Source organism: Draconibacterium sp. IB214405 (assembly GCF_033963885.1).
Classification (GTDB): Bacteria; Bacteroidota; Bacteroidia; order Bacteroidales; family Prolixibacteraceae; genus Draconibacterium.
Genome location: NZ_JAXBMA010000004.1, coordinates 828,571 through 846,755, shown reverse-complemented (window position 1 = coordinate 846,755; position 18,185 = coordinate 828,571). Strand labels below are relative to the sequence as shown.

7 protein-coding genes are annotated in these 18,185 nt (G+C 40.0%); all 7 read left to right on the top strand.

What is annotated here, in order from left to right; genetic code table 11:
- The first annotated feature begins 26 nt into the window (after nucleotides 1-26).
- The 7 genes from dnaK to SLH46_RS15980 all read left to right on the top strand — a co-directional run bounded on the left by dnaK (nucleotide 27) and on the right by SLH46_RS15980 (nucleotide 18,183).
- A complete protein-coding gene (dnaK, locus tag SLH46_RS16010) occupies nucleotides 27-1,940 on the top strand; it encodes a molecular chaperone DnaK (RefSeq protein WP_320282217.1) in 1,914 nt (637 codons plus the stop codon).
- Between the two features lie 379 nt (nucleotides 1,941-2,319).
- Complete coding sequence (locus SLH46_RS16005; RefSeq protein ID WP_320282216.1) at nucleotides 2,320-6,375, top strand: hybrid sensor histidine kinase/response regulator transcription factor; 4,056 nt, start codon at nucleotides 2,320-2,322, stop codon at nucleotides 6,373-6,375.
- Nucleotides 6,376-6,930: 555 nt separating this feature from the next.
- On the top strand, nucleotides 6,931-9,978 hold the full coding sequence (locus SLH46_RS16000; protein ID WP_320282215.1) for a SusC/RagA family TonB-linked outer membrane protein: 3,048 nt from the start codon (nucleotides 6,931-6,933) through the stop codon (nucleotides 9,976-9,978).
- A 19-nt stretch (nucleotides 9,979-9,997) separates the two neighbouring features.
- Complete coding sequence (locus tag SLH46_RS15995) at nucleotides 9,998-11,590, top strand: RagB/SusD family nutrient uptake outer membrane protein (RefSeq protein ID WP_320282214.1); 1,593 nt, start codon at nucleotides 9,998-10,000, stop codon at nucleotides 11,588-11,590.
- 66 nt (nucleotides 11,591-11,656) lie between these two features.
- Entirely contained in the window at nucleotides 11,657-13,444 is a 1,788-nt protein-coding gene (locus tag SLH46_RS15990) for a DUF6057 family protein (RefSeq protein ID WP_320282213.1), read from the top strand.
- Nucleotides 13,445-13,448: 4 nt separating this feature from the next.
- Nucleotides 13,449-14,906, top strand: coding sequence for a TolB family protein (locus SLH46_RS15985; RefSeq protein ID WP_320282212.1), 1,458 nt, complete (start codon nucleotides 13,449-13,451; stop codon nucleotides 14,904-14,906).
- Between the two features lie 49 nt (nucleotides 14,907-14,955).
- Entirely contained in the window at nucleotides 14,956-18,183 is a 3,228-nt protein-coding gene (locus SLH46_RS15980) for a glycoside hydrolase family 2 TIM barrel-domain containing protein (protein ID WP_320282211.1), read from the top strand.
- Nucleotides 18,184-18,185: the final 2 nt, after the last annotated feature.

Genomic DNA, 18,185 nt, shown 5'->3' with positions numbered 1-18,185 from the left:
ACAATAAAAACTTAAAAAATATAACAATGGGAAAAATTATCGGAATTGACTTAGGAACCACAAACTCTTGTGTTTCTGTAATGGAAGGTAACGAACCTGTAGTTATCCCTAACAGCGAGGGAAAACGTACAACACCTTCTATTGTTGCTTTCGTAGAAAACGGAGAACGCAAAGTTGGTGATCCTGCAAAACGTCAGGCTATCACTAACCCAACAAAAACAATCTTCTCGATTAAACGATTTATGGGAGAAACTTTTGATCGTGTATCAAAAGAAGTTGCCCGCGTACCTTACCAGGTAGTAAAAGGCGACAATAACACTCCACGTGTACAAATCGACGACAGAAAATATTCGCCACAGGAAATTTCAGCAATGACACTTCAGAAAATGAAGAAAACTGCTGAAGATTACCTTGGACAAGAAGTTACTGAAGCAGTAATTACTGTTCCTGCTTACTTTAACGACTCACAGCGTCAAGCGACAAAAGAAGCTGGTGAAATTGCCGGTTTAACTGTTCGTCGTATCATTAACGAACCTACTGCTGCATCGTTGGCTTACGGTTTGGATAAAATGGACAAAGACATGAAAATCGCAGTATTCGACCTTGGTGGTGGTACTTTCGATATTTCTATTCTTGAATTGGGTGACGGTGTTTTCGAAGTAAAATCAACCGATGGTGACACACACCTTGGTGGTGACGACTTCGACCAGGTAATTATCGACTGGTTGGCCGATGAATTTAACAGCGAAGAAGGAATCGACCTGCGCAAAGATCCAATGGCACTGCAACGTTTGAAAGAAGCTGCTGAGAAAGCAAAAATCGAATTGTCGAGCTCTTCTCAAACAGAGATCAACCTGCCATATATTATGCCGGTTAACGGTATTCCAAAACACCTGGTGAAAACATTATCACGTGCAAAATTCGAGCAGTTGGCAGATACTTTGATCACTGCTACTATCGAACCTTGTCGTAAAGCATTACAAAATGCAGGAATGTCGGCAAGCGATATCGACGAAGTAATTCTTGTTGGTGGATCAACTCGTATTCCTGCCATTCAGGATAAAGTAAAAGAATTCTTCGGGAAAGAGGCTTCAAAAGGTGTAAACCCTGATGAGGTGGTTGCCGTAGGTGCAGCTATTCAGGGTGGTGTTTTAACCGGTGAAGTAAAAGACGTTCTGCTGCTTGACGTAACTCCGCTTTCATTAGGTATTGAAACCATGGGTGGTGTAATGACCAAGTTGATCGAGTCGAATACAACTATTCCGACAAAAAAATCGGAAACATTTACTACTGCTGCCGACAATCAGCCTTCCGTAGAAATTCATGTTCTGCAGGGTGAGCGTCCAATGGCACAGGGTAACAAAACTATCGGTCGTTTCCACTTAGACGGAATTCCACCATCACCACGTGGTATCCCACAAATCGAGGTAACTTTCGATATCGATGCAAACGGTATTCTGCACGTACACGCTAAAGATAAAGCAACAGGTAAATCACAGTCGATCCGTATCGAGGCTTCTTCAGGTCTTTCGGATGACGAGATTAGCCGCATGAAATCGGAAGCTGAAGCAAACGCTGAAGCCGATAAGCAAGCAAAAGAATCAGCTGATAAAATCAACCAGGCTGACAGTTTGATCTTCCAGACTGAAAAGCAGTTGAAAGAATATGGCGACAAATTGCCAGCTGACAAAAAAGGCCCGATCGAAGATGCATTGAAAAAGCTGAAAGAAGCTCACGCATCAAAAGACATTGCAGCTATTGATGCCGCAATGAACGAGCTGAACACTGTTTTCCAGGCAGCTTCGCAGGAGATGTACAATGCTTCGCAAGCTGAGGGTGGTGCACAACCTGGGCCTGATGCAGGTCAGCAAGCCGGTCCTCAAGACCAGCCTAAAGACGACGGCGAAGTAACAGACGTTGACTTTGAAGAAGTGAAATAAGAGACGATTAGTAAAATAATCAATATAGTCAAGCGCAGTAGGTTTTTACTTACTGCGCTTTTTGTTTTTAGGTACTTGGTTTTGTTTACTTGTTTTTTTATTGTGCACTAACCTAACCGGTCGCATTGCAATAAAAGTGTTTATTAATTCAGTAATTGACGTAAAAAAGTTTAGAGGTACTTGTAAAATTATTTGAAGTTAATTATTCTTTTTGAAGCCCGGTAGGTGATTTAAGCATAAAGTACGGGTAGTTGAAAATGAGATTAAGTATAAAAACTAAATCAAACAGTGAAGCGTTCATGTTAAATCGAGCAAATTTTCCAATTAGTCTAATATTTTTAAAATAATATCTTTGCGAAAAATTCACTTTAGCTTGGACATGAATTTTTCGAATCAAATCTGTTTTCTGATTTTAACACTTTGCTACACATTCGTTTGTAGTTTTAGTAATGGGCAGGAATACCAAATTGAATACCTGTCTGTTGAAGATGGTTTGTCGCACAACAAAGTCACTTCCATTGTCCAGGATAAGTATGGTTTTATGTGGTTTGGTACCAACGGGGGACTTAACAGATACGATGGTTATCAATTTAAACACTATAAACCGAACCGGGAGCAAGTTACAAGCATTCAGAATGCATCTGTGGAAAGCTTATTCAGGGATTCTGCTGATCGGCTGTGGGTTGGAACGCAATCCGGTGGATATAGTTATTACGATGTAGAAAAAGACATATTCGTTGTTCCACCAGGAGCGGACAAATTAAATAAAAACCCGGTTGTTTCCTTTAATGAGGATGCCAGTGGCAATATCTTTATCAGTTCTCTGGGGCAAGGAGTTATTAAGTACAGCCCCGATAGTAATAACTATGAGAAATTAACAGAGGATGGATTTTGTCGCGCAGTAACCTGTGTTAATGATTCCATGATTTTTTATGGAACACAGCAAGGATTAACACAAATTGGATTGGATACTGTTGTAAAAACATTTAATCTTATAAACGGATACCACGAACCAATGAAAATGGTTGTTGATCGTCACAATCCTTATATCTGGATTGTTGGTTGGCGATTAAATCTGGTATGCTACAACTATTTGAATGGTAATTCTGAAATCATTAAAATTCCGGGTTTACAGGATGATCTGGATGCTGGTATTTCGTTAATGCAGGATGCAGATGGTGATCTTTGGATTGGAACAATAGGTAAAGGCCTGTATAAGTTTAATGTGGGAAGTTCGCATTTTCAGAGAATTGATATCAAACGAAATTTGAGTAGTTTGTTTAATCGTGATCATGACGTGATATTAGATATCTTTCAGGATGAAGCCGGATGTATTTGGCTTGGAACTGATGGAGGTGGTATAGTAAAGATAACTAAGCGAAACCAGTTTTTTACTCATCAGGTAGGAAATACGGATGAAGGACAACATATTACTGCAGTTCTCGAGGACGATAATGGTGTGTTGTGGGTAGGAACCAAAGGGAATGGGCTGTTCATGCGTGATGAAAAGGGACAATTCACAAAAATTATTAATCAGGATTTAAGTGTTGTAAATGATTTTGAATCTAATTATGTGAGAAGTATCTATCAATCTAAAGATGGTGTGATATGGGTGGGATTAGAATCGAATTTGTTTGTAGTACAAAAAAATAACAGCGGCCGAATGGAGTTGGTAAGGGCTGCAAAATTCCATGACTCACCTAATTTGTATACCCGAAAACCAATCAGTATAGCAGAAACTGAAACCTTACTTTGGATTGCCACTGAACAGACTGGTTTACATGTTTTTGAAAAAAATGCAGGGAAGTATGTGCTTAAGAAAAGAATCGAATCTAAAGATGAAGAAAGTAAACTTATAAGTACAACTGGTATGGTTTTACATGCCGATAATCAAAAACGTTTATGGCTCGGTACTAAGAATGGCCTCTATATGCTCCATTCAGAAGACGATTCTTTTACTTCGCTTACTTCGTTGCTTAGCGACCAGAATTTTTTGTTCGACAATACGATATTATGCCTGCATACGGATAATAATGGTCACTTGTGGTTTGGTACTCCCAGTAGTTTAAACCAACTTGTAAATAAATCCGACGGAGGATTCCAGGTAATCGAGTATGATATAAATGATGGCTTATCTGATGATTATATAAATTCTATTTTAAGCGATGATGAAGGGAATATTTGGGTAAGTACCAATGCCGGATTGTCGATGTTTAACCAGTTGGACCAAACGTTTATGAATTACGACATGTCTGATGGATTGGCAGATGTAAGCTATTCTGAGGCCTCGGGTTATAAAGGAAAAGATGGGCGATTATACTTTGGCGGTCAGAGCAGGTTAACCTACTTTTTGCCATCAGAAATAACGGATAACGTTTACAATCCTCCAATTGTAGTAACCGAATTCAAAATATTAAATAAGCCTGTTTCAATTGGCGATCAGGGAGTTTTAACGGAGAACATCAATGAGCAGCAGCGAATTTCTTTAAATCATTATCAAAATGAATTTTCATTAGAGTTAGCGGCGCTTGATTACAAAGCCCCTGGCTTAAACCAATATGCATATTGGTTAGAAGGAAGGGATAGTTCGCGGGTAATGATGGGGAACAGACGCTATATTTCCTTTTCGAATTTAAAGCCCGGCGCTTATACTTTACATTTGTACGCAACAAACAGTAATGGGCTGTGGAGTAAACATGAAAGATCGATTCGTATAAAAGTATCGGCTGCTCCATGGAAAACCTGGTACGCCACCGTAATTTATGTTCTTGTTATTGTGTTAATTGTGTATTTAATTATGCGAGTTGCAAGAAGGCAGGGAGCTTTAAGTCGCGATGTTGAAATGCAAAGGAAACTCCGCGAGAATCAAAAACAACTAAATGAAGAAAAACTGAGGTTTTTTACCAATGTTTCACACGAGATTCGTACACCACTTACACTTATATTAGCTCCGGTTAACGAATTACTGCAAAAGGACCTTTCAAAGGTTGGGCATAGTTTTGTAAGAAACAAAGCCGAAATTGTTCAGCAAAATACAAACAGACTGTTAACGCTGGTCAATCAGTTGCTTGAATTTAGGAAAGTAGAAGAAGGTCAGGTAACACTGAGGGCCTCAGAAAATAATATCATTGAATTCATTAAGCAATTGAGTAAGCCGTTTGAAGCTTATGCTACAAGCAAAAAAATAAAATACACATGTAACTATAAGTTAAGTGAGCCCTCGCTATTCTTCGATAACGAAAAAATGGCGGTGGTAATCAACAATTTACTCGCCAATGCAATTAAGTATGCGGGAGAGCCGGGTGTGGTGTCGATTAGTGTAAGCGATGGAGATGACTCTTCAGTATTGATAAGGATTTCGAACAATGGAAGTGGTATCCCTTCATCGAGTATGGAGTTACTTTTTGATCGTTTTTATCAGAATTCAGGATCGGCAACAGTCGACAGCTCGGGGATCGGACTTTCGCTGGTTAAAAGTTTTGTAGAACTCCATAAAGGTGAAGTTAGTGTGAAAAGCGCACCTAATGAATTAACCACTTTTACTATTGAGCTTTTGAAGGGGAAAGAACATTTATTACCCGATCAGATTATCGAAAGACCAACCGAAGCAGAAACATTTGAAAGTATCATTAAAAACGAACCGGAACCGTTACCTAAACAAAATAAAGGCATCAAAAATGCAAAGGTGTTAATTGTTGAAGATAATGAGGAAGTACGCAATTACTTGAATGATTTTTTAGAAGACTATTTTAATGTGATTGTAGCTAAAGATGGTTTGGAAGGCTATAAAAGTGCAATAGAACACAAGCCTGAATTGGTTATTTCGGATGTTATGATGCCCCGCATGGACGGCTTTGAATTGTGTCAGAAGATAAAATCCAATGCGCAGATTTCACATATCCCAATCATTCTTTTAACGGCAAAAGCCGAGCAGAAAGATGAAATGCTCGGAACCACAAAAGGAGCCGATGCTTATTTGACAAAGCCTTTCGATGCAGGAATGCTACTAGTGAAAATCAATATGCTCATCGACTCGCGACGTAAATTATCTGACAAATATGCCGATAAAGTCGTTCTTGCTCCGGAAGACAAGGAACTCGAGAAAGATGATGCCAAATTCTTAAAGAAGATCATGGCTATTCTCGAAGAAAATATTGGTAATATTGATTTCACGAAGGAACTGTTGGCAGATAAAATGGCAATGAGTGATACAACTTTGTTTCGGAGGTGTAAAAAGCTTGTCAATCTTTCACCAAGCGCATTCATTAAATCAATACGTTTAAAACGAGCGGCTCAGTTACTGCGAGACTCCGATCTTACAGTGACTGAAATTATGGATGCTGTAGCTTATGTGGAAATAAAAACCTTTAGGCGAAACTTTATAAAAGAGTTCAAAATGTCTCCATCCGATTACAGAAAACAGCATAAGAAGTGATGTTGTTTTTGTCCGCAATCAACTTCCTGATCTGAGGTATCAGACCGTATTATTGCCAATTCCAACTATACTTAAAATATCTTCTCCACGTATATATTTGCGCTAAAACTAAAGCCACTTATTCCAATATTTACTCCCTCCCAATTGTAATGTATCATTATTCCATACCCTCAGGTCTTTATTTGATTTTTTGCTGTTTTGTGAAAATTTTAAGTTGCTCATAATGTGTGGAATTCTATGTGTTTGTGACGCGTTTTGTACCCCATCATGAATCTTTTTTAATGTGCGTTTAGACCGTTTTTGTACCCCTGTCTGGTTTTTTAAAACGCATTTTCATCGGGTTTTCATCCACTTTTGGGAAATGAGATTTTTAAAGAATTTCATCTGTGTGGAAATTGAAGTGATCTTCTGGAATTATGATAAAGTTTGATAGACAAAAATTCTTGACATACCTACTAAGAGCCATGTTTTTGATTCTTGTGGTTATGCTGTTTGTGTTGTTTTATGTGCTTGGAAATTGAGATTTATGTTGGATTAACAAATAGTTTAAAATTTATGAAAAAAAATTATGAAGTATTAAAACGGATGCTATTGATTATTGTACTGATAATCACTAGCTATCTAAATGTTGCTGCCCAGGCAAATAGCTTGTCCGGGGTAGTGAAAGATGAGGCAGACCTGCCGCTGCCGGGTGTGTCAGTTGTAATTCAAGGAACTACGACCGGTACAGTTACCAATGTCGACGGTGAATTTACCTTGACGAATGTTGAAAATGGTACAACGCTCTTATTCTCTTGCGTGGGAATGAAAACAGAGGAAGTGGTGTACAACGGCGAGTCAACAGTTGCAATTACAATGGTGATTGATGCCATTGGTATCGACGAAGTTGTTGCAATTGGTTACGGTGTAAAAAAGAAATCGAATCTTACCGGTTCGGTTGCCACTGTAAATGCGTCGCAGATTAACACGCGTCCTACACAATCTATTTCGTCAGCATTGTCTGGTACAATGTCGGGTGTAAGTGTAAGACAAACATCAGGTGCTCCCGGTTCTCAAACTGGTAGCGTAGTTATTCGTGGAAAAAACTCGATTAACGGTGGTAGCCCATTGGTAATTGTTGATGGTGTTCCGGGAAGTATGGATAACATCGACCTTGAAGATGTTGAAAACATTTCGGTACTGAAAGATGCGGCGTCTGCTGCAATTTATGGTGTTTCTGCAGCAAATGGTGTAATTCTTATTACCACCAAAAAAGGTACAGTTAACCAGGGACCAAGTGTAAGCTACAGCAACAATTTAACCTGGTCTTCTCCAACCTATACTCCAACATATCTGGAGTCGGCCGAGTATGCTGAGTTATACAACGAAGCGTATATGAACGATAATCCATCGGCTACTGCTGCTCCTTATACGGATGAGGATATTCAGAAATTTCGTGATGGTTCTTCTCCATACACGCATCCGAATACCGACTGGATTGGTGAGTTCATGAAAAAAAGTGCATTCGAGCAGCACCACCATATGGGAATTACCGGTGGTACTGAAAAAACTTCTTATTCTGCATCTGTCGGTTTCCTCGATCAGGGTGGCTTAATTGACAACATGGACTATAGTCGTTTTAATATGAGAACAAATATTCAGTCGCAGATTAACGACCGTTTATCTCTTGGCATGAATATTTCGGCTTATAAAAGCGAAAACAATAGCGGATGGAACTCATTTGGTACTATAATGGGTTGGTTAATCAGGAATCCGCCCACATCGGCCATTTATAATGCTGACGGAACATACTCGTACGATGGATATAAAAACCCTGCTGCTTACATTGGTAACGATGGTTTCAGAGAAAGTAAACAAAACGAATTGTTTGCCATTTTTAATGCTGAATACAAAATTATCGATGGCCTTACCGTAAAAGGGGTTTATTCGCACCGTGCTTCTTTTAACCAAAGCAAAGGATTCAAGAAACACGTAACTTATTCGAATACTGAAACCGGTATGACAGATGATTCAGGTTTGCGCGAAATGTATGAAACACGCACAGAAACGGAAAGAGCAACCGGACAGGTGCTTGTTAATTACAACAAATCGTTCGACAAACACAATATTGGTGCTTTGGCCGGTTACGAGCAATACGAGACAGAGTACAATTACCTGAATGCAACAAGAAAGAACTACTCGAACGATGAATTGTATGAGCTAAATGCCGGCGACGCTGAAACACAAAAGAACGACGGAACCGGTAACGATTTTGCCCGTCAGTCATACTTCGGACGTGTTCAGTACGACTACAGCGGAAAATACCTGTTGGAAGCCAACTTACGTTACGATGGTACTTCTCGTTTTTCTGAAGACCACCGCTGGGGACTTTTCCCTGCACTTTCAGCAGGTTGGAGAGTTTCTGAAGAAAGTTTCCTTGCTGATGCTTCATGGTTAGACAACCTGAAACTTCGCGGAGGCTGGGGATCTACCGGTAACTCAGAAACCGGACTTTACGAAACTGTTCCTACATACAAATACAACGGACAGTACATTATCGGCAATAGTTTGGTTACTGGTGTAAACGAAGGTCGTTATGCCAACAGCGTATTAACCTGGGCTACTGTAAAATCAGTGGAAGGTGCCGTTGAAGGTAGTATCTACAACGGATTGTTCGGATGGGAATTAGCTGTATTTAAAAAGACAACCACCGATATGATTCTTCAGTTGCCAGTTCCTTCTATCCTAGGTATGTCTGCTCCTAATCAGAATGCAGGTGAATTGCAAAATACAGGTTTCGACCTTTCGTTAACACATAGAAATAGCTTTAGCAATGGTTTCAAATACGATGTAGCTGTTAACTACGGTTATGTGAAAAACGAATTGACAGACCTTCAGGGAACAGAAGGTCCTTACAGCAAATACATTATGGAAGAAGGTAGTCCATGGGAATCGTTCTATGGTTACGAATTCGAAGGATTTTTTGTTGACCAGGCAGATATTGATAGCCATGCTTCGCAAAATGGGAATATTGCTCCTGGTGACCTGAAATTTAAAGACCAGTTAACTGTTGATACTGATGGTGATGGTACACCTGATGCAACCGACGGCGTAATTAACGGCGATGACCGTGTTGTTATCGGACAAAATTTCCCAACTCACACTTTGGGTATTATCGGTAATGCAAGCTACAAAAACTTCGAATTTTCAATATTCTTCCAGGGAGCTTTTGATGTTGATGTATACTACGAGAACGAAGCTGCCTATTCATTCTTTAACGGAGCTAAAGTATTGGAACGTCACCTCGACCGTTGGACTCCTGAGAATTTAGATGCAAGCTACCCAAGATTAACACAAAGCCAGCAACACAACTATGCGACCAACAGCTTTTGGTTGGAAGATGGTTCTTATTTAAGGCTTAAAAACATCAACCTGGGTTACAATATTCCTAAGGCTTTAACATCAAAAATTGGTATCGACAGACTGAAAGTATTCTTCTCAGGCGAGAACCTAGTTACATTCTCTGGTTTGGATAACTTCGATCCTGAAGCTCCTTCAATTAACCGTGGATGGTATTACGGAAACGTGAAGAAAGTGTCTTTCGGAGTTAAAGCTAATTTCTAATCAATAAAGAACAGTGAAAATGAAGAAATATATAGTACTATTACTGACAATTATCGCATTTACATCGTGCGAAGACGGTTTCTTAGACCGCTATCCAAAAGATGAACTTTCGGCAGGAAGTTTCTGGAAACAGGAGCAGGATGCAGTTCAGTTCCTTACCTCTATTTATCAATACTTCCCAATGTTCCTGATCGATGATGAGATCTATTCAGATAATGCATTGCACGGAATTAAATGGGCCGAAGGAGATGTTGCAAAAGGTATTTACGATCCGTTGAATGGAACTTTCAAAGGGCACTGGAGTGGCAAATACGGTGGTGTTCGTAAAACAAATGTATTGTTGGAGAATATCGAGAATATTGAAGATATTGATCCTACAGTTAAAGCACAGATCATTGCCCAGGGCAGATTTTTCAGAGCCTACTTACACTTCGACCTTTGTAAAGTGTTTGGCGACATTCCAGTAATCGACAAAAGTTTAACACTGGAAGAGTCGTATACAGTAAGTCGCGCACCTATTGCACAGGTAGTTGATTTTATTACTGCCGACCTGGCGGCTGCTGCTGCTGATTTGCCTGTTGAATGGGCAGGAGAAGAATATGGCCGTGTAACAAAAGGTGCTGCCCTGGCTATGAAGGCGCGTGTTGAGTTGTTCTACAGCAACTGGGCCGATGCTGCTGCCACTGCAAAGCAGGTAATGGACCTTGATGTTTACGAATTATACGACCAGGAAAATACCGGTAGTTATGCTGAGTTGTTTTATACCAGCGAACAGGGTGATCCTCGTAAAGCAGAAATGGTGTTGGAAACACAGCGTAAAGCTGACGACTATGAAAACTGGCACAACAAATGGAGTGCGCCTCCGGGATTTGGTTGGGGTGGTATTAACCCGACACAGAGTTTTGTTGACGAGTTTGAATGTATCGACGGTAAAACCATTGCCGAATCGGATTTATACGACGACACAAAACCTTTCGAAAACCGTGACCCACGTTTAGAAGTAAACGTTTTGCACCACGGTGAAACATTCCAGGATCAGGAAATCCGTACCCGTCCGGTACAGGAAGATTATCCAAGAGGTATTGCAACACACCGTGATGCTACTTCAACCGGATACTACCAGGAGAAATTCCTGAATCCGAACGAAGATATTACCGGTGCTGATGCATGGAACACTTCTCACGACTGGCCTATTATTCGTTACGCTGAAGTGCTGTTAACTTATGCCGAAGCAAGAAACGAAGCTACAGGTCCGGACGCTGAGGTGTACAGTGCCGTAAATAAAGTTCGTACAAGGGTTGGAATGCCTGAGTTACCTGCAGGACTTTCGAAAGATGAAATGCGCGAACGCATTCGCAGAGAATGGCGTGTTGAGTTTGGTATGGAAGGCCGTCGTTGGTTAGATATCCGTCGTTGGGATATTGGTAGCGAAGTGTTGCAAGGTCAGTACTACGGAATGAAATACGATCCTGAAACACAAACACCTTTTATTGGTGAGAATGTAGCTGCAGGTGTAGTTCGTCAATATGAATCGCATAACCGCTTGTGGCCAATCCCGAAAAGTCAGCTCGACCTGAATGAGAATCTTACTCAGAATCCGGGATATAATTAATAAATTACAAAACAATTGTTTTAAATAGAAGGGAGGAGGTACTGCCTCTTCCCTTTATTTTTTAAGATGAAAGCTGGAATAAAAAACATATTGAATGCCCTCTTTTTTATAGTGCTTTGGGCATATTATGCTTCATATGGAAAATACATTCTCATTTACCAGGAAAATCATTCCCTCTTTTTATTCGACAAACAATATTTTTATAAATTCCTTTATTTCCCCGGTGGTTTAGCTGAATATCTTTCTGCATTTTTCACCCAGTTTTTTTATTCCCCGATATTAGGTGCGTTTCTAATCGCCCTTATTTTCCTGCTCATCACATTTTTTATACAATCTGTATTAAACAGGCCTCCTCATTTACTGTTTCTACTTTCCTATATTCCAGCCCTTATTTTCCTGGTTTTTTTCAATCAACCAGAATTTGGGCTAACACTGGCTATAGCATTTACCATAAATCTGGGCGCTATAGTTATTTTTAATAAGCTTGCAAAAACAAGATGGCGCTATTGCTTTGCTGTTCTTGCAGTGGTTATTTTGTATTTTACTTGTGCCGGTGTATATCATCTGTTCTGGATTTCAGTTGTACTCTACGAGATTTTATACTTCCAGTCAAAATCAAAAAAAATATTCTTACCCCTATTCATCGTATTGGCACTATATGTACCAACTTTTGCCGGACAAAACATTTTTCATATTCATTTTAACGTTAGCTATTTTCGCTTACTCGGCGATAGCCTCAACGAAATGCCTCCAATATTTTTTGCACTGGTAGGTTTTTTCATTCTTGTGCCGATTGGTACATGGTTGCTACAGTCAAAATCTAATCTCCTGTCTGAAAAGATGGAAAAGCCGTTTGTTATACTTGGGGCCATTTTTATGCTTACACTTACGGTGGCCATTTTGTATCGCTCTTACGATAAAAAAGTAAACCAAATGATTTGCACAGCCCATGAAGCCCGTGCAAATAATTGGGAACAGGTACTTAAAATTTCAGCAGATTACGATGGTTCGAATTACCTGATGGCCTATTACACCAACCTGGCTTTATTAAAGTCGGGTAAAATGGAAAACAACTTGTTTGAGTTTAACCAGGAATTGGGAACAAACGGCTTGTTTTTTACCTGGGACCGAAGTCGTAAAAAAAGCGAACACGGTGGCTTACTTTATTACGAATTAGGATTTATTAATGAAGCTCACCACTGGGCATTCGAATCGTTAATAAGTAATGGCGAGAATGCACCACAATTAAAAATGCTGGCATTAACGAACCTTATAAACGGAAAACGTGAGTCGGCAGCAAAATATTTACTAAAATTAGATCAATCACTATTCTACTCAAATTGGGTAGAACAATATATGCCTTTATGTGAGGACAGTACGCTTTGGGCGAAAAGCGAATTCATTAGGGAAAAGAGGGCACAAATGCCAGATGCTGATTTTTTTATGAACCTGAATAATTTGGCTCCCGACCTTGTACAATTGTTGAAATCAAATCCTCAGAACGAGGCTGCTTTCCGGTTTATGCTGAGTTTTTATCTGTTATCGAATCAGGTAGATTTATTTGCAGAAACATTAAAGGAATTTCATCCTGCCAATCAAGCTATCTCGTCAATGTATCAGCAGGCTTTGTTAATTTTTCTTTCGGCACATCCTGATAAAGCAGAAGAGTACAAGGATTTTAATATTGATTTAGCCACCAAACAAAAATTCAGTGCTTATGCCAATGCAATGCGTTCTCAACAACCGCGCAGAGGAAATATTCCGGAAAAATTCAGGAATGAATTCCAAAGTACGTATTGGTATTATTTGCACTTTGTAAGTCCGCACGGCAATAAGGTAATTACTAAAAATTAGAATGATGGAAACAAAAAGGGGATATATTTTAATCGTAATACTTATAGTGCTTTTGGCAGGCTGTAAAAGTTCTGTTACCGATTTCACTGAGACCGATAAATTGGTCTCAATAGACCCCGATTATTCCGATATTGTATTGCCACCAAACATTGCTCCGTTAAACTTTAAAATTGAAGAGGAGGCAACAGAATATCGTGTTGATATTTATTCCGAGAATGGAAAAGTAATTCAGATAAAATCAAAAAATGGCATTGTTGACATTCCTATTTCAAAGTGGAAAAAACTTTTGGCTGAAAACAGAGGGGAAAAACTATTCTTTTCAATTTATGGTAAAAGCGAAAACGGGTGGGTAAAATTCCCGGAGATTGAAAACACGATTGCCAACGAGAATATTGATAGCCATTTGGCTTTCCGGATTTTATACCCGGGTTACGAGTTGTGGAATGACATGGGAATATACCAGCGCAACCTGGAAACCTTTGAACAAAAGCCAATTATCGAAAACAAAGCTTTGGGCAACGATTGTGTGAATTGCCATTCGTTTGCTGCTAATTCGCCCGAAACCATGATGTTTCATGTACGAGGTAAAAACGGAGGAACCATTGTGTATTCGGAAGGCGAACTTAAAAAACGCAATATTAAAGTTGAAGGAATGCCTGGCGGCGCAGTTTATCCGTATTGGCATCCCGGCGGTAAGATGATTGCATTTTCATCGAACAGAATAAAACAGTTTTTTCATTCAACCGGTGACAAATACATCGAAGTCAGCGATTTTATATCGGATCTAATCGTATATGATGTGGAGGAGAATATTGTCCGCTCCGATTCTTCCATTGCCACAAAAGAATATATGGAAACATTCCCAACCTGGTCGCCCGACGGAAAATACCTTTATTATACCAGGGCTTTACCACCTGTTGACGAAGACCTTAAAAACGTTCGTTACAACTTAATGCGGATTGCTTTTAACGCTACAAATAACACCTGGGGGCAACCCGAAACTATTTACGATGCGGTTGCGATCGGTAAAAGTGTTGCTTTTCCGCGCATTTCGCCCGATGGAAAAACGCTGGTTTTTACCATGGCAGATTACGGTAATTTTACCATATGGCACAACGAAGCTGATTTGTACCAGGTAAATCTGGAAACCAACAAAACCGAAATTCTTCCTGTAAATAGTGATTGGGTAGAGAGTTACCACAGCTGGTCGTCGAATGGCAGGTGGATGGTTTTTAGTAGCAAACGGCGCGATACCCAATGTGCTAGGCCTTACTTTTTCTATTTCGATAAAAACGGTAAAGCCCATAAGCCATTTATAATGCCACAGAAAGATCCTGAATTTTACGATTCGTTTTTACGCACCTATAATATACCTGAATTGATTACCGGGGAAGTTCCTGTAAAGGAGTGGGATTTAATTGATGCTGCACATCAGGATCCGGTACAAGCTCAGGCTGATTAGATGCAAATTTACCAACCAACTAATATTTATAATTTTTAACTGAACAATTATGCCTAAAATATTTTTCTCCTTATTTGTTTTTTTGCTTGGAAGCCTAACGTTTACAAGTGCCCAAAATACAATCGATTTATCAGGCGAATGGCAGGTATTTTTAGAACCCAACCACGAACTTGAAGAACAATACCCCAACTCATTTAATGGAATGGGCAAAATTGAACTTCCGGCTTCGTTGGCCGAAAAAGGTTTTGGCTACCGCACCACCGGTTCCGATTTTGGTATTCTAACCCCGGAATTTAAATTTATTGGAAAAGCACGCTATTCACGGGAAATAGAAATTCCGGCCGATTGGAAAAACAAAGAGGTGGAAATACTTTTAGAACGAGTTCTCTGGGAGTCACGCATTTTTATCGACGGTAAAGAACTGAGTAAAGCAGATGCTTTGGGGACACCTCACATTCACCGGATTGGGGAAATTAAACCGGGCAAACACCAATTGACTGTTTTGGTTGATAACGACCTGATTCATAATATTGGCGATAAAGGCCATGCTTACGGAGAGTATACCCAAAGCATCTGGAATGGTGTTGTTGGAAAAATGGAAATGCGTGCGCTTAATTCCACCCGGTTTCAAAAAGTAAATATTTACCCTGATGTTGAAAATGAAAAACTGAGCGTTAAAACGGAAATCCAATCCGAATCAGCCGGGAAAACAGTTTTTTCGTATGAGATTGTTTCAGTCACTACCGGAGAAGTTGTTTTACAGGGAGATGAAAAAGTTGAGCTTTCAACAGATTCAAACGAAGTGGACTTTGTGATCGATACAAAATCGAAGCTAAAAAAGTGGAGCGAATTTACACCCGAAGTTTATCTCCTGAAATCAAAATTACACGTCGGAGAAAACACCGATGAGACGGAAACAGAATTTGGATTTTACCAGTTAAGTCACAACGGAACAAAATTGCTGGTTAACGGAAATCCTGTTTTTCTGCGTGGTAACCTCGATTGTGTGCATTTCCCACTAACCGGATATGCCTCGTGTAAGCTGGAAGATTGGGAACGGATTTTTAGGATATATAAAGAGTATGGTCTAAATCATGCCCGTTTCCATTCGTGGTGTCCGTCCGAGGCGGCTTTTAAAGCAGCAAACCGTGTGGGGATTTATTTACAGGCCGAAGCGTCGATTTGGATTGACTGGTGGATGAGCGTGGATAATACAGAACGTGGGCGACCGGAAATGAATACAAAAGGTTTCCCAAAAGGACTGGGCTTCGATGAAGAACGCGATAAGTTTGTAGTAGCCGAGATGAACCGCATGGTGGAAACCTATGGAAACCATCCGTCATTCACGATGTTTTGTATTGGCAATGAATTGGGGAATTCCGATTTCGACGTAATGAAACAGTGGGTTGCCGATTTGAAAAAGAAGGATCCGAGAAGACTTTATGCGGTTTCAACGGCACGTACCATTACCGAATTTGACGATTATAGTGCAACACATTACATTAAAGATGTAGGCCGTACACGCGGACTAAACGGGGCACACACCAACTGGGATTTCGAAAAGGTTTATTCACAAATGAACATCCCAATTATTGCGCACGAAATTGGCCAGTGGCCGGTATATCCCAAGTGGTCGGAAATTGATAAATACAAAGGCGTATTAAAAGCACGTAATTTTGAGGAGTTTAAAGTTCAGGCTGAAAAGAACGGAATAGGTGAACAGGACGAAGAGTTTGCCAAAGCATCGGGTGCGCTTAACCAACTGATGTATAAATACGAAACCGAATCGTTTTTCAGAACAGAAAGTTGTGCCGGAATTCAGCTCTTAAGTATGCAGGATTACCAGGGACAAGGCGAAGCTTTGGTAGGCTGGCTCGATGCCCATTGGGATAGCAAGGGGATTGTGGAGCCGCAAAAGTTTAAAGAGCATTACAATACAACTGTTCCATTATTGCGAATGGATAAATTTGTGTGGACAACAGACGAAAGCTTTGAAGCAGAAGCCCAAGTCTCTCATCACGGAGAACAGGATTTAACAGGAATCTGTACATGGAAGATAGTTGGCGAAAATGACAAAACCCTATCAAAAGGTACATTTGGAAAGTTTAGTTTTAAACGGGGAACCTTAACCGATTTAGGACAGATTAACTACCCGCTAAACAACATTACGAAAGCCCAACAACTAACTGTTTCTATTGAAATTGAAGATACTGAATTTCGGAACGAATGGAATATCTGGGTATTTCCTGCCGAGGTAAATGTGCCAGATACAGGCGATGTATTGGTAGCCAAAGTTCTGGATGAGAAAACAAAGGAGGCACTTGAAAATGGCGCAAAAGTACTTTTAGTTGCCAACAAATTGGGGACAAAAGAAACATCGGTGAATATTAACTTTTATCCTTTGTATTGGTCTTTAACCTTTTTCCCGGGGCAAGGCAAAACTTGTATTGGCATGTTGCTGCAAGATGAACATCCGGCATTTAATCAGTTTCCAACCTCGTATCATTCCGATTGGCAGTGGGAAACCATCAGTAAAGAAGCCAAAGGTTTTATTTTGAATGAATTGCCAAAAAATTACAAGCCAATAGCACAACCGGTTGATGATTTTCACCGAAACAATAAACTTGGAGCAATATTCGAATTTGAAGTTGGGAAAGGAAAAATTTTGGTTTGCGGTTTCGATATCGATTCGGACAAACCGGTTGCCTTCCAGTTAAAAAGCAGTTTGTTGGAATACATGAACTCAGGCAAATTCAATCCAAAACAGGAGGTGGAGTTTTCCTGGCTGCAACAAATGCTTCCTGAAATTCCAAAAGCGGAAGAAGCAAATGTCCCGGATGAATTTAAAAACGCGGTTCTCTACGTAGATGCTGCTGCCAATTTGAAGAAGGAAGGATCAACTGTCAGCTGGGAAAAAGAACTGGATGAAATTAAGCTTGCGAAAGAAACCTCGTACCAGTTAAAGGCCGATGGTGTTTGGAAAGAAAAGGATCAAACGCTTTGGCACGGGAAAAAAATGAATCTGCAGATAAACTGTCCGGAAGGAATGTTGGGAACACTGTATGTCCAGTTTTCCGATTTCAATAAGAAAGGACGCACCGGAATGCTTGAATTTGAAGGCCGAAAATCAAAACTTGGCCTTCACCACGGTGATGGAGTTTGGGTAAAATTTCATGTTATGCGAGAGGATAGCAACGATGGTAAACTGATATTAAAAACAGAAACCGAGACGGGTGGAAATTTAATGATAAGCAAGATCGTACTCGTAAAAGAATAAGA